Annotated in this window: 16 protein-coding genes; 14 read left to right on the top strand and 2 right to left on the bottom strand. The window is 73.6% G+C overall.

The features are described from left to right. Positions 1–151: 151 nt before the first annotated feature. Positions 152–1000: a DeoR/GlpR family DNA-binding transcription regulator gene (locus tag IEW90_RS11625; protein WP_229679650.1), complete on the bottom strand. Its 849-nt coding sequence runs from the start codon at positions 998–1000 to the stop codon at positions 152–154. A gap of 57 nt (positions 1001–1057) precedes the next feature. On the opposite strand from IEW90_RS11625, the gene galT reads away from it, so the two are divergent. Beyond that, on the top strand, positions 1058–2212 hold the full coding sequence (gene galT / locus IEW90_RS11620) for a galactose-1-phosphate uridylyltransferase (RefSeq protein ID WP_188718447.1): 1155 nt from the start codon (positions 1058–1060) through the stop codon (positions 2210–2212). Next, on the top strand, positions 2205–3350 hold the full coding sequence (gene galK, locus IEW90_RS11615; protein ID WP_188718446.1) for a galactokinase: 1146 nt from the start codon (positions 2205–2207) through the stop codon (positions 3348–3350). Before galT ends, galK begins: the two co-directional genes overlap by 8 nt. Before the next feature lie 381 nt (positions 3351–3731). On the opposite strand, the gene IEW90_RS11610 is transcribed toward galK, so the two are convergent. Then, entirely contained in the window at positions 3732–5078 is a 1347-nt protein-coding gene (locus IEW90_RS11610) for an MFS transporter (protein WP_188718445.1), read from the bottom strand. A 102-nt stretch (positions 5079–5180) separates the two neighbouring features. On the opposite strand from IEW90_RS11610, the gene IEW90_RS11605 reads away from it, so the two are divergent. From IEW90_RS11605 to IEW90_RS11550, 12 genes are all read left to right on the top strand, one after another. Beyond that, entirely contained in the window at positions 5181–5621 is a 441-nt protein-coding gene (locus IEW90_RS11605; protein WP_188718444.1) for an SRPBCC family protein, read from the top strand. A 70-nt stretch (positions 5622–5691) separates the two neighbouring features. After that, positions 5692–6720, top strand: a complete 1029-nt coding sequence (locus IEW90_RS11600) for a LacI family DNA-binding transcriptional regulator (RefSeq protein ID WP_188718443.1) — start codon at positions 5692–5694, stop codon at positions 6718–6720. A gap of 340 nt (positions 6721–7060) precedes the next feature. Next, on the top strand, positions 7061–8791 hold the full coding sequence (gene araB / locus IEW90_RS11595; protein WP_188718442.1) for a ribulokinase: 1731 nt from the start codon (positions 7061–7063) through the stop codon (positions 8789–8791). Beyond that, on the top strand, positions 8788–9498 hold the full coding sequence (locus IEW90_RS11590; protein ID WP_188718441.1) for an L-ribulose-5-phosphate 4-epimerase: 711 nt from the start codon (positions 8788–8790) through the stop codon (positions 9496–9498). The genes araB and IEW90_RS11590 overlap by 4 nt, the downstream gene beginning before the upstream one ends. Continuing rightward, positions 9495–11015, top strand: coding sequence for an L-arabinose isomerase (araA, locus tag IEW90_RS11585; protein ID WP_188718440.1), 1521 nt, complete (start codon positions 9495–9497; stop codon positions 11013–11015). The genes IEW90_RS11590 and araA overlap by 4 nt, the downstream gene beginning before the upstream one ends. A 71-nt stretch (positions 11016–11086) precedes the next feature. Then, complete coding sequence (gene chvE, locus IEW90_RS11580) at positions 11087–12211, top strand: multiple monosaccharide ABC transporter substrate-binding protein (RefSeq protein ID WP_229679649.1); 1125 nt, start codon at positions 11087–11089, stop codon at positions 12209–12211. Between the two features lie 93 nt (positions 12212–12304). Then, entirely contained in the window at positions 12305–13855 is a 1551-nt protein-coding gene (gene mmsA, locus IEW90_RS11575; protein WP_188718439.1) for a multiple monosaccharide ABC transporter ATP-binding protein, read from the top strand. Continuing rightward, a complete protein-coding gene (gene mmsB / locus IEW90_RS11570) occupies positions 13839–15086 on the top strand; it encodes a multiple monosaccharide ABC transporter permease (protein WP_188718438.1) in 1248 nt (415 codons plus the stop codon). Before mmsA ends, mmsB begins: the two co-directional genes overlap by 17 nt. Positions 15087–15191: 105 nt before the next feature. Next, on the top strand, positions 15192–15668 hold the full coding sequence (locus tag IEW90_RS11565) for an SRPBCC family protein (RefSeq protein ID WP_188718437.1): 477 nt from the start codon (positions 15192–15194) through the stop codon (positions 15666–15668). A 108-nt stretch (positions 15669–15776) separates the two neighbouring features. Then, a complete protein-coding gene (locus IEW90_RS11560) occupies positions 15777–16997 on the top strand; it encodes an amidohydrolase (RefSeq protein WP_188718436.1) in 1221 nt (406 codons plus the stop codon). Further along, positions 16994–18214, top strand: a complete 1221-nt coding sequence (locus IEW90_RS11555; protein WP_188718435.1) for a multidrug effflux MFS transporter — start codon at positions 16994–16996, stop codon at positions 18212–18214. Before IEW90_RS11560 ends, IEW90_RS11555 begins: the two co-directional genes overlap by 4 nt. Before the next feature lie 41 nt (positions 18215–18255). Continuing rightward, positions 18256–20145 carry a helicase HerA-like domain-containing protein gene (locus tag IEW90_RS11550; protein ID WP_188718434.1) on the top strand — a complete coding sequence of 630 codons (1890 nt, stop codon included), beginning with the start codon at positions 18256–18258 and terminating at the stop codon, positions 20143–20145. Positions 20146–20147 lie beyond the last annotated feature (2 nt).

The following is a 20147-nucleotide window of genomic DNA, read 5'->3' as shown; positions in this document are numbered from 1 at the left end:
GATGGCCCCTTCGGGCACGCGAGAGGGGCCGTTCGTGACCACACCGAGCGATCGCGGCTCAGGCTGTGGTCACAGATGGCCCTCGCGCGAGCCAGCGGAGGGCCATCTCTGACCACACGACGTGGGGAGCGTGTCGGACAAGCGGAGCGGGTCAGGCGAGGAGGAGGCGGCCGACGCCGGCGCGCGCCGCCCGGCGCGCCGCGGCGGGCAGCGACGCGTCGGTGACGAGCACGTCGAGCTCGTCGAGCGCCGCGAACGTCGCGAGCGCCTGCTCGCCCCACTTCGACGCGTCGACGAGCGCCACCACCTGGCGCGCCGAGGCCATGAGCGCCCGGTTCGTCTCGGCCTCCGCGAGGTTCGGCGCCGTGCAGCCGCGTGCCGCGTCGATGCCGTGCGCGCCGAGGAAGAGCACGTCGAGGCCGATGGAGGCGGCGGCGCGGTTGGCGACCGGGCCGACGAGCGCATCGGACCGCGTGCGCTCGCCGCCCGTCAGCACGACGCCGTCGCGGCCTTCGAGCGCGAGCGCGACCTGCAGCGAGTTCGTCACGATCGTGACGCCCGGCGCGTCCGCGACGAGGCGCGCGAGCGCGAGCGCCGTCGAGCCCGCGCCGATGCCGATCGCGGTGCCCGGCCGCACGAGCGGGGCGGCCGCCGCGGCGATCCGGGCCTTCTCGTCGCGGTGCAGCGCGGCCTTCGCGAGCGGGGCGGGCTCCTCGGTGAGCGGCGGCCGCACCCGGCGCACGCCGCCGCGCACGCGCTCGAGCACGCCCTCGGCCTCGAGCCGGTCGGCGTCGCGGCGCACGGTCATGGCCGAGACGCCGAGCGCCGCGGCGAGGTCGGCCACGCGGGCGACGCCGCCGTCGCGCAGCGCGGCGACGATCCGCTCGCGGCGCTCGACGTCGTGCAGGCCCGCCTCGAGCGCCGGCGCGCCGGATGCTCGGGGGCCGCCAGCAGCGCGGGCGTCGCCAGTGCTCGGCGACGCTGTGCGCTGCGGATCCATGCGCACACCTTCGCACAGATTCGCGCATGCACGCACGCCCTGCGGCATGATCGACGGGTGACCAGCATCCGCCAGACCTCGACGAGGCTCGCCGACGGCCGCGAGCTCGTCTACTTCGACGACGCCGGCACGCCCGAGCGGGCGCGTCGCGCCGACGAGCGCGCGCTCGACCCGCGCCCCGCGACGCCGACCATGCGCTTCGACGCGCTGAGCGCCGAGTGGATCACGGTCGCCACCGCGCGCCAGTCGCGCGTGCACCTGCCGCCGGCCGACGCCGATCCGCTCGCGCCGCAGAGCGCCGGCAACCCGAGCGAGATCCCCGACGACTACGACGTCGCGGTGTTCGAGAACCGCTCGCCCTCCTTCGGCCCCGCCACCCTCGACGACGTGCCGGCGCCGGAGGGCGCCGACGCAGCGGGGGAGCAGGCGATCGGCGCCGCACGGCCCGCGGTCGGCCGCTGCGAGGTCGTCGCGTTCAGCCCCGACCGCGAGGGCTCGTTCGGCACCCAGTCGACGCTCCGCGCGCGCACCGTCGTGGAGGCGTGGGCCGAGCGCACGCGCGCGCTCTCGGCCGTGCCGGGCATCGCGCAGGTCTTCCCGTTCGAGAACCGCGGCGTCGAGATCGGCGTCACGCTGCACCACCCGCACGGCCAGATCTACGGCTACCCGTACGTGCCGCCCCGCATCCGCCGCATCGCGCAGTCGGTCGAGGCGCACGACGGCGACCTCTTCGCCGAGGTGCTCGAGGGTGAGCGGCAGGGCCCGCGGGTGCTGCTCGAGGGCGAGCACTTCACCGCCTTCGTGCCCTACGCGGCCCGCTGGCCCGTCGAGGTGCAGCTCATGGCGCACCGGCAGGTCGCCGACCTCGCCGCGACGACCCCGGCCGAGCGCGACGAGCTCGCCCGCCTCACGCTGCGCATCGCGCGCGGCCTCGACGCGCTCTACGACGCGCCGCTGCCGTACATCGCCGGCTGGATCCAGGCGCCCGTCGACGCGCACCGCGACGACATCCGGCTCACCTGGCACGTGACGAGCCCCCGCCGCGCGGCCGACCGGCTGAAGTTCCTCGCCGGCAGCGAGGCGGCGATGGGCGCCTGGGTGGGCGACATCGCACCCGAGGACGGCGCGGCGCGGCTGCGCGACGCGATCGCGCGGGCCGACGAGCAGCGGCCCGTCGAGGCCCTGCCGTGGCAGGAGGTGCAGCGTGCGTGAGGCGTTCGCGGTGGCGTTCGGCGCCGAGGCGGCGGGCATCTGGTCGGCGCCCGGCCGCGTCAACCTGATCGGCGAGCACACCGACTACAACGGCGGCCTCGCGCTGCCCTTCGGCATCGACCGGCGCACGCGCGTGGCGGTGCGCCTCCGCGACGACCACGTCGTGCGCGTCGCCTCGGACTTCGCGGATGCGCAGGCCGGCGGCGTCGTCGAGACGACGCTCGACCGCGCGGCCCAGGCGAGCGGCTGGAGCCGCTACGTGCTGGGCGCCGCGCACGTGCTGCGCCGCGAGCTGGGCGTGCCCGGCACCGGCTTCGACGCGCTGGTCTCGAGCGACGTGCCGGTAGGGGTCGGCGTCTCGTCGTCGGCCGCGCTCGAGTCGGCGGTGCTCGTCGCGCTCGACGAGCTGTGGGGCCTCGGCGTGGAGCGCCGGGCGATGATCCGGCTGGGGCAGCTCGTCGAGAACGAGGTGGTCGGCGCGCCGACGGGCACGCTCGACCAGTCGGCGGTGCTGCTCGCCGAGCGCGACCACGCGGTGCTGCTCGACTTCCGGGCGGGGACCGCCGAGCAGGTGCCGCTCGGCTTCGAGGCCGCGGGGCTCGAGATCCTCGTGATCGACTCGCTCGTGCGGCACGACCACGCGACGGGCGGCTACGGCGAGCGCCGGCGCGAGTGCGAGGAGGCCGCGCGCATCGCCGGGGTGCCGACGCTGCGGGAGATCGCGGTGGACGACGTCGAGGCGTGGGCCGGGCGGATGCCCGCGGCCGTGCACCGGCGGCTCCGGCACGTCGTGACCGACACCGATCGAGCGGCGCGCGTCGCCGGGTTCGTGCGTGCGGGGCGCCCGCGGGAGATCGGGCCGATCCTCACCGACGGGCACCGGTCGCAGCGCGACGACTTCGAGGACTCGGTGCCCGCGATCGACGCGGCGGTGGATGCGGCGGTCGCGGCGGGTGCGCTCGGCGCGCGGCTCACGGGCGGGGGCTTCGGCGGCGCCGCGATCGCGCTCGTCGACGTGGCGGCGTCGCCGCGCATCCAGCGCGAGGTGGCGGATGCGGTGGAGGCCGCCGGGCACGCGCGCCCGGTGGTGTTCGCGGTGCACGCGTCGCAGGGCGCGCGCCGCGACCCGGAGGCGTAGGCCCTCGTCCGTCGAGGCGCCGCTCTCCCTCCGCTGGTCGAGGAGCCCGCGCCCGAAGGGCGCTGCCGTCACGAGACCGGTCGGCGGGGCGGGTCTCGTGACGCGTGCGGCTGCGCCGCGCGCTCCTCGACCAGCGAGGTGGCGCCCCCTCCGCTGGTCGAGGAGCTGCCGGCGGAGCCGGCGGCGTCTCGAGACCACAGCGCGGCGAGCAGCTCGCCATGCTGTGGTCTCGACTCGCTCAGCCGCCTGCAGCGGCGGAGCGGCTCGACCAGCGGAGGTGCGGCGGCGGAGCGGCTCGACCGGCGGGTGCTCCCTCAGCTGGTCGAGGAGCTGCCGGCGGAGCCGGCCGCGTCTCGAGACCACAGCGCGCGGGGGAGCGGCCTACTGCAGCGCCGTGCCGCGCAGCTCCGGGATGCGCCACGCCGCGATCGCGGCGATCGCGAACGCGGCCGCGAACACCCCGAACAGCACGGGCGTCCCGCCGATGCCCAGCAGCGGCGGCACCGCGAGCGGCGCGAGGATGGACGCGATGCGGCCGAAGCCCGCCGCGGCGCCCGTGCCCGTGCCGCGCACGTCCGTCGGGTACAGCTCCGGCCCGATCGCGTACAGCGCGCCCCAGGCGCCCAGGTTGCAGAACGACAGCGCGCAGCCGGCCGCGATGATCGCCGCCTCCGCATCCGCCGTGCCGTACCAGCCCGCGGCGAGCGCCGAGCCCACGAGGAAGAGCGTCAGCGTGGGCCTGCGGCCCCAGCGCTCGATGAGGTACGCGGCGACCGCGTAGCCGGGCAGCTGCGCGAGCGTGATGATGAGCGTGAACTCGAACGACCGCACGAGCGTGAAGCCCTGCTCGACGAGCAGCGACGGGATCCAGATGAACGCCCCGTAGTACGAGAAGTTGATGCAGAACCACACCGTCCACAGCGCGATCGTGCGGCCGCGCAGCGCCTTCGACCAGATCGACGGGCGCTCGCCGTCCGCCGCCGCGGGCGCGGCCGCGGCTGCCGCGTCAGCGGGCTCGTCGCGCGGCGCCGCGACGCCCGCCGACTCCTCGAAGCCGCGCACGGTGCGCTCCGCCTCGACGAAGCGGCCGCGCGACTCGAGGTAGCGCACCGACTCGGGCGTCGAGAGCCGCACGACGATCGAGAACAGCGCCGGCGCCATGCCGATCGCGAGGCCCCACCGCCAGCCGTCGTCGGAGGCGCCGATGACGAAGGTGCCGATGACGGCGGCGGCGATCCAGCCGACCGCCCAGAACGCCTCGAGCCACACCACGACCCGCCCGCGGATGCGCTTGGGCGCGAACTCGCTGACGAGCGTCGACGCGACGGGCAGCTCGCCGCCGAGCCCGAGGCCGACGACGAAGCGCAGCACGAGCAGCGCCGCGAGGCTGCCGACGAGCGCCGAGGCGCCTGTCGCGAGGCCGTAGACCAGGAGCGTGAGCGCGAAGACGCTGCGGCGGCCGATGCGGTCGGCGAGCAGGCCGCCGACGGTCGCGCCGATCGCCATGCCGACGAAGCCGATCGACGCGATCCAGCTGGTCTCGGTGCGGTCGAGGCTCCACTGCTGGGCGAGCGCCGCGATGACGAACGAGACGAGCCCGACGTCCATCGCGTCGAGCGCCCAGCCGATGCCGGAGGTGCCGAGCAGGCGGCCGTGGCGGCGGGTGAAGGGCAGGCGGTCGAGGCGCTCGGCGCGCGTCAGGCCGTCGGCAGGGGGGAGGGCGGTCATGCTGTGGCCTCTCGTGGCGGGGCGCGGGACCGTGCGCCCTCTCGGCCACGATAGTGCGGGGCCGCGCGGCGTCGGGATGCGACGGGCGGATACGGTGGCGGGATGAGCGACTGGAGCGGGGCCGACGGCGAGGAGCGCGCGGTCGTCGACGCGTGGGTGGACGCCCCGGTCGACGAGGTGTGGGAGCTGTGGACGACACCGGCGGGCCTCGAGCGCTGGTGGTGGCCGATGTTCGACGACGCGCGGTACGAGGCGGATGCGCGGGTCGGCGGCTGGTACCGCTTCCGCACCGCCTCCGGCGGCGTCGGCGTGCAGGGCCGCTACGTCGCGGTCGAGGAGGGCCGGCGGCTGGTGTTCTCGTGGGACTGGATGGCCGCGGAGGGCGCGCGGGCCGAGCAGCTCGTCGAGGTGCGGCTCTCGGAGCGCGACGGCGGCACGCTCGTGCGCGTCGAGCAGTCGGCGCCGCTCGACGAGGTCGACGACATCCGCGACGGCTGGCAGGACTCGCTCACGCGCCTCGAGGAGCTCGCCGACGGCTGGTGACGCCCGCGGCACGCTCATGCGAAACGGTCACCATCCGTGACCGGGAGGTGGGATGCTGTCAGGGCGCGAGATGCGCGCACCGGGAGGCACGATGGCGAGCGAGCGGGAGCGGCGGCCCAACATCCGCGACGTCGCGGCGCGCGCCGGCGTGAGCTACCAGACCGTCTCGCGCGCCCTGAACCGGCACCCGAACGTGAAGGCCGCGACGCTCGCGAAGGTCGAGGCGGCGATCGTCGAGCTCGGGTACCGCCCGAACGCCGCGGCCCGCGCGCTCGTGCGGCAGCGCTCGCAGACCATCGGGCTGCTCACGCTGCCGACGACCGACTACGGCCCGCAGACCCAGCAGATCGCGATCGAGACGGCCGCGCGCGACGCCGGCTACCGGATCGCGCTGACCAACGCGGCCTCCGGCAGCGTCGAGGACCTCGCCGCGGGCCTCACGTTCCTCCGCGAGACGAACGTCGACGCCCTCGTCGTGAGCGTCGCCGAGACGGCGGTGCTCGAGGCGCTCGGGCAGCTGCGCGTCGAGGTCCCGTACGTCACGCTCGAGCCGACCGGCCTCGCGTTCGGGCACAGCGTCGCCATCGACCAGCGGCTCGGCGCGCGGATGGCCGTCGACCACCTCGCGGCGCTCGGCCACCGGCGCATCGCGCAGCTGCGCGGCCCGCGCGGCTCGATCGACGCGAGCGCCCGCGCCCGCGGCGTCGAGGAGCGCGCGGCCGAGCTCGGGCTCGAGCTCGTCGGCACCGTCGAGGGCGACTGGACGCCGCGCTCCGGCTACGAGCGCGGGCCGGACGTGCTCGCGCTCGACGCGACGGGCATCGCCGTCGGCAACGACCAGATGGCGCTCGGACTGCTGCACGCGTGCCGGGACGCGGGGCTCCGCGTGCCGGAGGACCGCTCGGTCGTCGGCTTCGACGACGTGCCCGAGGCGCCTCACTACCCGACGGCGCTCACGACGATCCGGCAGGAGTTCGAGGAGGTCGGCGCCGCCGCGATGCGCGTGCTGCTCGACGACCTCGCGGGCCGCGCCGGGCTCGTGCACCTGCGCATCCCGCCGACGCTCGTCGAGCGCGGCTCGACGGCGCGCGTCCGCTAGTCCCCTCGCTGGTCGAGGAGGCCGCGCCCGCAGGGCGCCGCCGTCTCGAGACCACCCAGCGAGTCGCGGCGGTGGTCTCGAGGCGCGAGCGGCTGCGCCGCGCGCTCCTCGACCAGCGAAGCGGGGTGGTCTCGAGACGCGTGCGGCTGCGCCGCGCGCTCCTCGACCAGCGAAGCGGGGTGGTCTCGAGGCGCGTGCGGCTGCGCCGCGCGCTCCTCGACCAGCGACAGGAGCCGGTCAGACATCACGAATCGATCACGGAGTGGCGAAGTTGTGACCGTTTCGCATACAGTGGCCGCACTGCACCGCGGCAGCAGCCGCACGAGACGACGGAGTCAGCATGCGAGAGAGCGCCGCACCGAGCGCGCAGGGGGCCGCCCCCGGCGACCAGCACGTGATCGGCATCGACTTCGGCACGCTCTCCGGCCGCGCGATCGTGGTCCGGGTCGCCGACGGCGCCGAGCTCGGCACCGCCGTCCACGAGTACGCCAACGCCGTCATCGACGACCGCCTCCCCGCCACCGGCGAGCGCCTCGCGCCCGAGTGGGCGCTGCAGGAGCCGAACGACTGGCTCGAGGTCCTGCGCCGCGCCGTCCCGGCCGCCGTGCGCGACTCCGGCATCGACCCGGCGACCGTCATCGGCGTCGGCACCGACTTCACGGCCTCCACGCCGATGCCCGTCACCGACGACGGCACGCCGCTCTGCCGCGTCGACGGCCTCGGCGGCCGCCCCCACGCCTACCCGAAGCTCTGGAAGCACCACGCCGCCCAGGCGCAGGCCGACCGCATCAACGCCCTCGCGGCCGAGCGCGGCGAGCCGTGGCTCGCGCGCTACGGCGGCGCCATCTCGAGCGAGTGGGAGTTCGCGAAGGCCCTGCAGATCCTCGAGGAGGACCCGGAGGTCTACGCCCGGATCGACAAGTGGGTCGAGGCGGCCGACTGGATCGTCTGGCAGCTCACCGGCACCTACGTGCGCAACGCCTGCACCGCCGGCTACAAGGGCATCCTGCAGGACGGCGCCTACCCGAGCCGCGAGTACCTCGCCGCGCTCAACCCCGGCTTCGCCGACTTCGAGCGCAAGCTCGACGCCACCATCGGCCAGCTCGGCGACAGCGCCGGCACGCTCAGCGACGCGGCCGCCGCCCTCATGGGCCTCCCCGCCGGCATCGCCGTCGCCGTCGGCAACGTCGACGCGCACGTGACGGCGCCGGCCGCGAAGGCGACCGCGCCGGGCGACATGCTCGCGATCATGGGCACGAGCACGTGCCACGTCATGTCGAGCGAGACGCTCACCGAGGTGCCCGGCATGTGCGGCGTCGTCGACGGCGGCATCGTCGCAGGGCTCTGGGGCTACGAGGCCGGCCAGTCGGGCGTCGGCGACATCCTCGCCTGGTACGTCGCCAACCAGGTGCCGCCGGCGATCCACGAGGAGGCGCGCGCGGCGGGCCGCAGCGTGCACGAGCACCTCACCGAGCTCGCGTGGGCCGAGCCGGTCGGCGCGCACGGCCTCGTCGCCCTCGACTGGCACAACGGCAACCGCTCGGTGCTCGTCGACGCGAGCCTCTCGGGCCTGCTCGTCGGCACGACGATCGCCACCCGGCCCGAGGAGGTCTACCGCGCGCTCGTCGAGGCCACGGCCTTCGGCACCCGCGTCATCGTCGAGGCCTTCGGCGCCTCCGGCGTGCCGGTCGAGCGCTTCTTCGCCGCCGGCGGCCTGCTCAAGAACCGCCGCCTCATGCAGACGTACGCCGACGTGCTCGGCATGCCCATCTCGGTCATCGGCAGCGAGCAGGGCCCCGCGCTCGGCTCGGCGATCCACGCGGCCGTCGCCGCGGGCGCGTACCCGGATGCGGTCGTCGCGGGCGACGCGATGGGCAACGTGGTCCACGAGGCGTACGTGCCGGGCCCGGATGCCGCCCCGTACGACGCGCTCTACCGCGAGTACCGCGAGCTGCATGACCTGTTCGGCCGCGGCGGCAGCGACGTCATGCGGCGCCTCAAGGCCATCCGCCGCGAGGCCCGCGCGGCCGCGCCGGCCGCCGCGCCGCAGCCGCAGGAGGCCACGGCATGAGCCGCGAGGATGCGATCCGCCGGGTCCGCGAGGAGGTCGCGTCGCTGCACGGCGAGCTCATCCGCTACGGCCTCGTCGTGTGGACCGGCGGCAACGTGTCGGGCCGCGTGCCCGGCGAGGACCTCTTCGTCATCAAGCCCTCGGGCGTCTCGTACGACGAGCTGACGCCGGAGTCGATGATCCTCTGCGACCTCGACGGCGCCGTCGTGCCCGGCTCCGAGGGCTCGGAGCGCTCGCCCTCGAGCGACACCGCCGCGCACGCCTACGTGTACCGCCACATGCCCGAGGTCGGCGGCGTCGTGCACACCCACTCGACGTACGCGACCGCCTGGGCGGCGCGCGGCGAGGCGATCCCGTGCCACATCACCGCCATGGCCGACGAGTTCGGCGGCGAGATCCCGGTCGGCCCGTTCGCGATCATCGGCGACGACTCGATCGGCCGCGGCATCGTCGACACGCTCTCCGGCCACCGCTCGCGCGCCGTGCTCATGCAGAACCACGGCCCCTTCACCATCGGCCGCGATGCGCGCGACGCCGTGAAGGCCGCCGTCATGTGCGAGGACGTCGCCCGCACGATGCACCTCGCCCGCCAGGGCGGCGCGACCATCCCCATCGAGCAGGCGCACCTCGACAGCCTCTTCGACCGCTACCAGAACGTGTACGGCCAGCCGGCCGCCGAGACCCCCGCCCAGGAGGCCCAGCAGTGACGAGCATCATCCCCGACCCCGCCACGAAGGTCGTCTGGTTCCTCACGGGCAGCCAGGGCCTCTACGGCGAGGAGACGCTCGCGCAGGTGGCCGCGCAGTCGCGCGAGGTGGCCGGCCTGCTCGCGGACGCCGAGGAGATCCCCGTCACCGTCGAGCACCGCCCCGTACTCACCTCGCCCGACGCGATCCGCCGAGCCGCGCTCGAGGCGAACGCCGACGACCGCGTGGTGGGCGTCGTCGCCTGGATGCACACGTTCAGCCCCGCGAAGATGTGGATCTCGGGCCTCGAGGCGCTCCAGAAGCCGCTCCTCCACCTCCACACGCAGCACAACCGCGAGCTGCCGTGGGGCGAGATCGACTTCGACTTCATGAACCTCAACCAGGCCGCGCACGGCGATCGGGAGTTCGGCTACATCGCCGCGCGCCTTGGCACGCCCCGCACGATCGTCGTGGGCCACGCCGCGAGCCCGCGCGTGCGCGCCGAGGTCGGCACCTGGTCGCGCGCCGCGCTCGGCACCGCGGCGCTGCGCGGCCTCAAGGTCGCCCGCTTCGGCGACAACATGCGCTTCGTCGCGGTCACGGAGGGCGACAAGACGGAGGCCGAGATCAAGCTCGGTGCGCAGATCAACACGTGGGGCGTCACCGAGCTCGCCGAGGCGGTCGACGCCGTCGGCGAGGCCGCGGTCGACGCGCTCGTCGCCGAGTACCTCGACGCCTACGACGTGGCCGAGGAGCTGCGCCCCGGCGGCGAGCGGCACCGCTCGCTCCGCGACGGCGCGCGCATCGAGGCGGGCCTGCGCGGCTTCCTCGAGGCGGGCGGCTTCGGCGCCTTCACGACGAGCTTCGAGGACCTCGGCGGCCTCCGCCAGCTGCCCGGCCTCGCCGTGCAGCGCCTGATGGCGGACGGCTACGGCTTCGGCGCAGAGGGCGACTGGAAGACCGCGATCCTGGTGCACGCCGCCGCGCACATGGGCGCGGGCCTCCCGGGCGGCGCGAGCCTCATGGAGGACTACACGTACCACCTCGTCGACGGCGAGGAGCTCATCCTCGGCGCCCACATGCTCGAGGTCAGCCCGAGCCTCACGACCGATCGGCCCCGCCTCGAGGTGCACCCGCTCGGCATCGGCGGCAAGGACGACCCCGTGCGGCTCGTGTTCACGGCCGACCCCGGCCCCGCCGTCGTCGTCGCGCTCAGCGACATGCGCGAGCGGTTCCGGATGGTCGCGAACGTCGTCGAGAACGTCGCGCTCCCCGAGCCGATGCCCAAGCTGCCCGTCGGGCACGCCGTCTGGCGCCCGGCCCCCGACCTCGCGACCTCCGCGGCCGCGTGGCTCACCGCGGGGGCCGCGCACCACACCGTCATGTCGACCCAGGTCGGCATCGACGCCTTCCGCGAGCTCGCCCGCCAGTCCGGCATCGAGCTCCTCGAGATCCACGAGGGCACCACCGTCCAGGGCTTCGAGCGCGAGGTGCGCTGGAACGCCGCCTACCACCGACTCGCACAGGGCCTCGGCTGAGCCGAGCCCGTGCGGCGACCTCCCGGTCGCACCACCCCAGCCGCTCCGCGGCACCAAGGAGAGGAACCACAGTGAAGAAGCACCGCATCCTCGGCGCTGTCGCCGCCGCAGGCGTGATCGCGCTCGTCGCGACCGGCTGCGGTCGCGGCGGCACCGCAGAGCCGGCCGGCAGCGACGGCGCTGCAGAGCCGGGCGGCCAGGGCCAGATCGTGGGCGTGGCGATGCCGACGCAGCAGTCGGAGCGCTGGATCGCCGACGGCGACAACGTCAAGCAGCAGCTCGAGGACATGGGCTACACCGTCGACCTGCAGTACGCGAACGACGACATCCCCACCCAGGTCTCGCAGATCGAGAACATGATCTCCTCGGGCGCCGAGGCCCTGATCATCGCCTCGATCGACGGCACGACGCTCACCGACGTCCTGCAGCAGGCCGGCGACGCCGACATCCCCGTCATCGCCTACGACCGCCTCATCAACGGCACGGAGAACGTCGACTACTACACGACGTTCGACAACTACCAGGTGGGCGTGCAGCAGGCGACGAGCCTGCTGACGGGCCTGGGCGTGCTCGACGAGAACGGCGAGGAGACCGGCGAGACCGGCCCCTTCAACGTCGAGCTCTTCGCGGGCAGCCCCGACGACAACAACGCGACGTTCTTCTGGAACGGCGCGATGGACACGCTCCAGCCCTACATGGACGAGGGCGTGCTCGAGGTGCCCAGCGGCCAGACCGAGTTCGAGCAGGCGGCGATCCTCCGCTGGCTGCCCGCGACGGCGCAGGCCCGCATGGAGAACCTGCTCACCGTCATCGGCGACACGCAGCTCGACGGCGTGCTCTCGCCCTACGACGGCCTCTCGATCGGCATCATCTCGGCGCTGACCTCGGGCGGCTACGCGACCGACGCCCTGCCCGTCATCACGGGTCAGGACGCCGAGGTCGGCTCGGTGCAGTCGATCATCGCGGGCGAGCAGTACTCGACGATCTTCAAGGACACGCGACTGCTCGCCGAGCAGGCCGTGGCCATGGTCGACGCGCTCATGCACGGCGAGGAGCCCGAGGTCAACGACACCGAGTCGTACGACAACGGCAACAAGATCGTGCCCTCCTACCTGCTCGAGTCGACGATCGTCACGATCGACAACTACGAGGAGGTGCTCGTCGAGTCCGGGTACTACACCGAGGACGAGCTCTAACCAGCACCGGTCGGGGCGGGGCCCGCTGGGTCCCGCCCCCTCCGCCACCCACCGCCGGCGCGAGCCGGCACGACGCAGGGAAGGGAGGGCGCCATGACGGCGATCCTCGAGATGCGGGGCATCACCAAGGAGTTCCCGGGCGTGAAGGCCCTCTCCGACGTGAACCTCACGGTCGAGCGCGGCGAGGTGCACGCGATCTGCGGCGAGAACGGCGCAGGCAAGTCGACCCTCATGAAGGTGCTCTCGGGCGTGTACCCGCACGGCACCTACGAGGGCGAGATCGTGTACGAGGCCGAGCCCGTCGCGTTCCACTCCATCAACGACTCCGAGCGCAGCGGCATCGTGATCATCCACCAGGAGCTGGCGCTCAGCCCGCACCTGTCGCTCGCCGAGAACATCTTCCTCGGCAACGAGCGCGTCGGCCGCGGCGGCCTCATCGACTGGCACGAGACGAACGTCGAGGCGCAGAAGCTGCTCGCGCGCGTGGGCCTCGGAGACAACCCGGCCGTCAAGGCGAACGAGGTCGGCGTCGGCAAGCAGCAGCTCGTCGAGATCGCGAAGGCGCTCTCGAAGGACGTGAAGCTGCTCATCCTCGACGAGCCGACGGCGGCGCTCAACGACGACGACTCCGCCCACCTGCTCGACCTGATCCGGCACCTCAAGGGCCAGGGGATCACGTCGATCATCATCAGCCACAAGCTCAACGAGATCAAGGCGATCGCCGACAAGGTCACGGTCATCCGCGACGGCCGCACGATCGAGACGCTCGACCTCGTCCACGACGACGTCTCCGAGGACCGCATCATCAAGGGCATGGTCGGCCGCGACCTCGAGTCGCGCTACCCCGAGCGCACCCCGAGCATCGGCGACGAGGTGCTGCGCATCGAGGACTGGCGCGTGCACCACCCCACCGAGGCCGACCGCGTGATCATCCACGACGCGAACCTCACGGTGCGCGCCGGCGAGGTCGTCGGCATCGCCGGCCTCATGGGCGCCGGCCGCACCGAGCTCGCCATGAGCGTCTTCGGCCGCTCCTACGGCTCGCGCATCACGGGCCGCGCGTTCATCCACGGCAAGGAGGCCGACCTCCGCTCGGTGCCCGCCGCGATCGCCGCGGGCCTCGCGTACGCGACCGAGGACCGCAAGGCGTACGGCCTCAACCTCATCGAGGACATCAAGCGCAACATCTCGGCCGCCGCGCTGCGCAAGCTCGTCAAGGGCGGGCTCGTCGATGGCGACGAGGAGACGATCGTCGCCGAGGGATACCGGAAGAGCATGCGGATCAAGACGCCGAACGTCGGCGCCGTGGTCGGCAAGCTCTCGGGCGGCAACCAGCAGAAGGTCGTGCTCTCGAAGTGGCTCTTCACCGACCCCGAGGTGCTCATCCTCGACGAGCCCACCCGCGGCATCGACGTCGGCGCGAAGTACGAGATCTACACGATCATCAACCAGCTCGTCGCCGACGGGAAGGCCGTCGTCGTCATCTCGTCGGAGCTGCCGGAGCTGCTCGGCATCTGCGACCGCATCTACACGCTCTCGGAGGGCCGGATCACGGGCGAGTTCCCGATCGCCGAGGCCACCCCGGAGGCCCTCATGCAGCGCATGACCCAGGAGAAGGAGTCGGACCATGTCCTCGCCCAGTGACACGAAGCGCGACGCCGCGAAGGACCTCGCGCCGTCGCAGCTGCGGACGGCAGGCTCGTTCCTGCTCTCGCGCGTGCAGCAGATCGGCATCTTCATCGCGCTCGTCGTGATCATCCTGCTGTTCCAGGGCCTGACCGGCGGACGCCTGCTCACGGCGGGCAACGTCGCGAACATCATCGTCCAGAACAGCTACATCCTGATCCTCGCGATCGGCATGGTGATGATCATCATCGCCGGGCACATCGACCTCTCGGTCGGCTCGGTCGCCGCCTTCGTGGGCGCCGCGACCGGCGTGATGATCGTGCAGTGGGGCTGGCCGTGGTGGGCCGGCATCCTGGTCGGCATCCTCCTCGGCGCCATCGTCGGCGCCTGGCAGGGCTTCTGGGTGGCGGTGGTCGGGATCCCGGCGTTCATCGTGACGCTCGCGGGCATGCTGATCTTCCGCGGCCTCACGCAGATCACGCTCGGCAACACCCAGATCACCCCGTTCCCCACCGAGTACCGGCAGCTCGGAGGCGGGTACCTGTTCCCGCAGCTGTTCCCGGCATCGACGAGCCCGGCGGAGTGGATCACGGTGGGACTCGGCGTGCTCACGCTCGTGCTGTTCGTCTCGTCGCAGCTGCGCGGTCGCGCGAAGCGCACGAAGCTGGGCGTCGAGGGCGAGCCGGCCTGGTGGTTCTGGACCCGCACGGGCTTCGGCATCCTGCTCATCGTCCTCATCACGTACCTGCTCGGCCTCGCCGAGGGCTCGCGCGGCACGCCCATCGTGCTCGTGGTGCTCGGCGTGCTCGTGGTCGCGTACACCGTGGTGATGACGCGCACGCGCTTCGGCCGCCACATCTACGCGGTCGGCGGCAACCGCCACGCGGCCGACCTCTCGGGCATCCGCTCGAAGCGCATCGACTTCATGCTCTTCGTGAACATGGGCATCCTCGCGGCGCTCGCCGGCATCGTGTTCGCCGGCCGCCTGAACTCCGCGGGCCCCGGCGCCGGCAACCTGTTCGAGCTCGACGCCATCGCGGCGGCGTTCATCGGCGGCGCGGCGGTGCAGGGCGGCATCGGCACCGTCATCGGCGCCATCACCGGCGGCCTCATCATGGGCGTCCTGAACAACGGCATGTCGCTCATGGGCGTCTCGACCGACTACCAGCAGTTCATCAAGGGCCTCGTGCTGCTGCTGGCCGTCGCGTTCGACGTCTACAACAAGCGGCGCGCCCGCTCCCTGGGGTAGCCCCTCCGACCCGACGGCCTCGGCGCTCCGCGCGCCGGGGCCGTCGACTCGTCCGCGGCTCCCAGCGACGCCTGCCACGCTGACCGCACGAGCGAGGAGGCGCGGATGGTGGAGCTGGTGGTGGAGCAGCGGGTGGCCGCGGATCGCGAGGCGGTCTGGCGGGCCTGGACCGACCCCGAGGCGATCGCGCGCTGGTGGTGGCACGAGCTGCCCGGCACGAGGATCGCCGCGGATGCGCGGGTCGGCGGCGCGTACCGCTTCGACGCGGCGGCCGGCTGGGGCGCGACGGGGGAGTACCGGGCGCTCGAGCCGCACGACCGCATCGTGCTCACGTGGCGCTGGATCGACGACGGCGAGCCGGAGGCCGAGGTCGACGTCGTCGAGGTGCTGCTCACGGACGAGCCGGTCGACGCCGACGACGCGGGGTCTGCCGCGACGGGCGCAGCGGAGGAACCGCGCGCCGCCGCGCAGGCGGTCGGCACCCTCGTGACGGTGCGCCACGAGACCCGCGAGGCAGCGGCCGCCGACTACGAGGTCGGCTGGCGCGACACGCTCGCGCACCTCCCCGCAGCCTGCCCCTGAGCCGCGCCCCGGAGCCTGCCGCCGCGGATCCCCGCGGATCGCATGTCGTTCGCCGGGCTAAGGAGGCGTAGGCTGGGGAGCACGGAATCAGATACGAAGAGGGACTCCATGCTGCTCGCCATCGTCAACGCCCGCGTCGTCCCCGTCGAGGGCGAGGAGTTCGAGGGCACCATCGTCGTCCGCGACGGCCGCATCGAGGCGCTCGGCGCCGACGTGCAGGCGCCCGAGGGCGCGGAGGTCCTCGACGTCGCGGGCGCCCAGGTCACGCCCGGTCTCGTCGACGCGCACGTGCACCTCGGCGTGCACCCGGAGGGCGACGGCTCGGCCGGCAACGACACGAACGAGATGACGAACCCCAACACCGCCGGGGTCCGCACCATCGACGCGATCGACCCCTTCGACGAGGGCTTCGACCTCGCGCTCGCGGGCGGCGTCACGACCGTCAACGTCAACCCGGGCTCCGGCAACCCGATCGGCGGCCAGGCCACCACCCTCCACACGCACGGACGCATCGTCGACCACATGGTCCTCCGCGAGCCCGCCGGCGTGAAGTCGGCCCTCGGCGAGAACCCCAAGCGCGTCTACGGCGAGAAGAAGCAGACGCCGTCGACCCGCCTCGGCACCGCGAAGATCATCCGCGACGCCTTCGTCGCCGCGCAGAACTACGCGGCCCGCCAGGCCGACCCCGAGAAGCCGGCGGAGGTCGACCTCACCATGGAGGCGCTCGGCAAGGTGCTGCGCCGCGAGATCCCGTGGCGCCAGCACGCCCACCGCGCCGACGACATCGTCACGGCGCTCCGCATCCAGGCGGAGTTCGGCTACGACCTCGTCATCGACCACGGCACCGAGGCGCACGTCGTCGCCGACCTCCTCGCCGAGCGCGGCGTGCCCGTGCTCATCGGCCCGCTCTTCACGACGAAGTCGAAGATGGAGCTGCGCAAGCGCTCGATCGCGAACCCCGGCAAGCTCGCGAAGGCGGGCGTCGAGCTCTCGATCATCACCGACCACCCGGTGATCCCGATCTCGTTCCTCGTGCTCCAGGCGTCGCTCGCGGTGCGCGAGGGGCTCGATCGCGAGACGGCGCTCCGCGCCATCACGATCAACCCGGCGAAGGTGCTCGGCATCGCCGACCAGGTGGGCTCGCTCGAGCCCGGCAAGCGCGCCGACCTGGTGGTCTGGGGCGGCGACTGGATGGACCCGATGGCCCGCCCGCGCACCGTGCTCATCGACGGCCGGGTCGTGTTCGAGCACGACGCCGCGACCGGTGAGGAGCGCGTGGCCGACCGCGCCGACGTCCCGCTCGCGCTCGACGCGCCCGCCGCCCGGTGACCGGCCACCCCGGAGACCAGCTCACCCGCAGCCGCCGCATCACGACCCTCGTCGTGCTCGGCCTGCTGGCCGGGCTCGGCCCCTTCACGATCGACCTGTACCTGCCGGCGTTCCCCGAGCTCAAGCACGAGTTCGCGACCACCGACGCGACGGTCCAGCTCACGCTCTCGGCGACGACGCTCGGCTTCGCGCTCGGCCAGCTCATCGTCGGCCCGCTCTCCGACCGCGTCGGCAGGCGCCGCCCGCTGCTCGTCGCGACGAGCGTGCACGTGATCGCGAGCGTCGGGGTCGCGCTCGCGCCCGACATCGCGTCGCTGCTGGCGCTGCGCGTGCTGCAGGGGTTCGGCGCGGCGGCCGGCACGGTCGTCGCGATGGCGATGGTGCGCGACCTCTTCAGCGGCAAGCGGCTCGTCACGGCGCTGTCGCGCCTCGCGCTCGTCATCGGCCTCGCGCCCATCGCGGCGCCGGTGCTCGGCTCGTGGCTGCTCGGCATCCTCCACTGGCGCGGCCTGTTCTGGGTACTCGCCGGCTACGCCGTGCTCGTCATCGTGCTGCAGGTCGTGTTCCTGCGCGAGACGCTGCCGAAGCAGCTCCGCACCCTGCCCGGCCACTCCACGCTCCGGCAGCGCTACCGGGCGGTGCTCACCGACCGCGTGTTCGTGGGCGTCGCGATCATCGGCGCGAGCATCTTCGGCGGCATGTTCGCCTACCTCTCCACCTCGTCGCTGCTGCTGCAGGAGGTCTACGGCTTCTCGGCGGGGGAGTTCGGCCTCATCTTCGCGCTCTGCTCGCTCGGTGTCCTCGCCGGCACGCAGACCGCGGGGCGCGCCGCCAACCGCGTCGGCCCGCAGTGGGTGCTCTCGGTCTCGACCGGCCTGCTCGTGGTCGCGGCCATCCTCATCGTCACGCTCGACCTCGCCGGCGGCGGCGTCGCGGGCCTCGTGCCGCCGCTCATCCTCTACGCCTTCGCCTTCGGGCTGTCGATGCCGTGCGTGCAGTCGCTCGCGCTCGCGAACCACGCGCGCGAGGCGGGCACGGCGGCGTCGCTCCTCGGCGCGCTCAACATGTCGATCGCGGGCCTCATCAGCCCCGTCGTCGGTCTCTTCCGCATCGAGAACGCGATCCCCATGGGTGTCGTCATGCTCGCGTGCGGCGTGCTCGCCACGTGCGCCCTGTGGCTCGTCGTGCAGCCCAGGCGGGTGGCGCCGATCGAGTGAGCCGCGCCCGCTCCTCGGGCGCCCGCCCATAGGATGCACCCATGAGCGACGAGCTGGCGGAGGCGCGGGCCGCGGTCGAGGCCGCGCGCAAGGCGCAGGCGGAGGCCGAGGCGCGCCTCGCGGAGCTCCAGGAGGCGGGGATCGTCGAACCCGGCCCCGCCGATCCGGCCCACGATCCGGCGGTCGCTGCGGCGGCCGCGGAGGCGGCCGCCACCAACCCTCGCACCGCCGAGCCCGTCCCTGAGCACGAGCCGCCGGTCGACGGCGTCGTCGAGGCGCCGGTCGACGGCGCCGTGCCGGCCGACCCCGACGAGCCGGCCGAGCCGGGCGCCGTCGTCGAGCCGAAGGACGCCGAGGGGCCGCTGACGCCCGCGGAGGTCGTCGCCATCCGCGAGGGCTACGCGTTCGAGGGCGCGTCGCTCGAGATGGGGGCGCTCGTCAACGGCGACCCCGACCCCGAGACGCAGGTGCGCATCCCGCTGCGCATGCTCAACCGCCACGGCCTCATCGCGGGCGCGACCGGCACGGGCAAGACGAAGACGCTCCAGGGCCTCGCGGAGCAGCTCTCGGCCGCCGGCGTGCCCGTGTTCGCCGCCGACATCAAGGGCGACCTCTCGGGCCTCGCCTCGCCCGGCGAGTCCGGCGAGAAGCTGCTCGCCCGCACCGCCGGCATCGGCCAGGCGTGGGAGCCGAAGGCGTTCCCGACCCAGTTCTACGCCCTCGGCGGGCGGGGGATCGGGGTCCCCATCCGCGCGACGGTGCTCTCGTTCGGCCCGACGCTGCTCGCGAAGGTGCTCGGCCTCAACGACACCCAGGAGTCGAGCCTCGGCATCGTCTTCGCCTACGCCGACGAGCAGCGGCTGCCGCTCATCGACCTCAAGGACCTCCGCGAGCTGCTGCTGTGGCTCACGGGCGACGAGGGCAAGCCCGAGCTCAAGCGGCTCGGCGGCATCTCGACGCAGACCGCCGGCGTCATCCTGCGGGAGCTGACGGCGTTCAGCGAGCAGGGCGCCGACGCGTTCTTCGGCGAGACGGAGTTCGACACGCGAGAGCTGCTGCGCACCACCCCCGATGGCCTCGGGGTCGTGAGCCTGCTCGAGCTGCCGGGGGTCGCGAGCCAGCCGGCCCTCTTCTCGACCTTCCTCATGTGGCTGCTCGCCGACCTGTTCGAGGACCTGCCGGAGGTCGGCGATCCTGAGAAGCCGAAGCTGGTGTTCTTCTTCGACGAGGCGCACCTCCTGTTCAAGGACGCCTCGAAGGACTTCCTGTCCGCCATCACCCAGACCGTGCGACTGATCCGCTCGAAGGGCGTCGGCATCGTCTTCGTCACGCAGACGCCCAAGGACGTGCCGGGAGACGTGCTCGCGCAGCTCGGCTCGCGCGTGCAGCACCAGCTGCGCGCCCACACGCCCGACGACGCGACGGCACTGCGCGCCACCGTGCGCACCTACCCCAGGTCTGGCTACGACCTCGAGCAGGTGCTCACCTCGCTCGGCATCGGCGAGGCGATCGTCACGGTGATGGGCGAGCAGGGCGCGCCGACGCCCGTCGCCTGGACCCGCCTGCGCGCGCCGCAGGGCTCGATGGACCCGACGCCCGAGGCGACCATGCGGCAGGCGGTCGACGCCTCGCCGCTGCTCGCGACCTACGGCCCGGCGATCGACCGCGAGTCGGCCTACGAGATCCTGCAGGCCCGCCTCGCGGCGGCGCAGGAGGCGCAGCAGGACGAGGAGTCGCGGAAGGCCGCCGAGGAGGAGGCCGCACGCCTCGAGCGCGAGGCGCGCGCCAACCGCGGTTCGCGGTCGGGCGGGAGCCGCTCGGGCGGGTCGCGCGGCGGGGGCAGCGTCGTCACCGACTTCATCGGATCGCGCACCGGCCAGACCATCATCCGCGAGATCGTCCGCGGCATCCTGGGCAACCGACGACGGTGAGC

This window comes from Agrococcus terreus (assembly GCF_014645235.1).
Lineage (GTDB): Bacteria > Actinomycetota > Actinomycetes > Actinomycetales > Microbacteriaceae > Agrococcus > Agrococcus terreus.
Note: the sequence above shows the minus strand (reverse complement) of the source record. Positions and strands in the feature narration are given on the sequence as shown.

What these genes read in the sequence shown, in the direction of transcription:
- IEW90_RS11625 (WP_229679650.1), bottom strand. Translation starts at nt 1,000, where the DNA reads ATGGATCCGCAGCGCACAGCGTCGCCGAGCACTGGCGACGCCCGCGCT.
- IEW90_RS11610 (WP_188718445.1), bottom strand. Translation starts at nt 5,078, where the DNA reads ATGACCGCCCTCCCCCCTGCCGACGGCCTGACGCGCGCCGAGCGCCTC.
- IEW90_RS11605 (WP_188718444.1), top strand. Translation starts at nt 5,181, where the DNA reads ATGAGCGACTGGAGCGGGGCCGACGGCGAGGAGCGCGCGGTCGTCGAC.
- IEW90_RS11600 (WP_188718443.1), top strand. Translation starts at nt 5,692, where the DNA reads ATGCGCGCACCGGGAGGCACGATGGCGAGCGAGCGGGAGCGGCGGCCC.
- araB (WP_188718442.1), top strand. Translation starts at nt 7,061, where the DNA reads ATGCGAGAGAGCGCCGCACCGAGCGCGCAGGGGGCCGCCCCCGGCGAC.
- IEW90_RS11590 (WP_188718441.1), top strand. Translation starts at nt 8,788, where the DNA reads ATGAGCCGCGAGGATGCGATCCGCCGGGTCCGCGAGGAGGTCGCGTCG.
- mmsA (WP_188718439.1), top strand. Translation starts at nt 12,305, where the DNA reads ATGACGGCGATCCTCGAGATGCGGGGCATCACCAAGGAGTTCCCGGGC.
- mmsB (WP_188718438.1), top strand. Translation starts at nt 13,839, where the DNA reads ATGTCCTCGCCCAGTGACACGAAGCGCGACGCCGCGAAGGACCTCGCG.
- IEW90_RS11565 (WP_188718437.1), top strand. Translation starts at nt 15,192, where the DNA reads ATGGTGGAGCTGGTGGTGGAGCAGCGGGTGGCCGCGGATCGCGAGGCG.
- IEW90_RS11560 (WP_188718436.1), top strand. Translation starts at nt 15,777, where the DNA reads ATGCTGCTCGCCATCGTCAACGCCCGCGTCGTCCCCGTCGAGGGCGAG.
- IEW90_RS11550 (WP_188718434.1), top strand. Translation starts at nt 18,256, where the DNA reads ATGAGCGACGAGCTGGCGGAGGCGCGGGCCGCGGTCGAGGCCGCGCGC.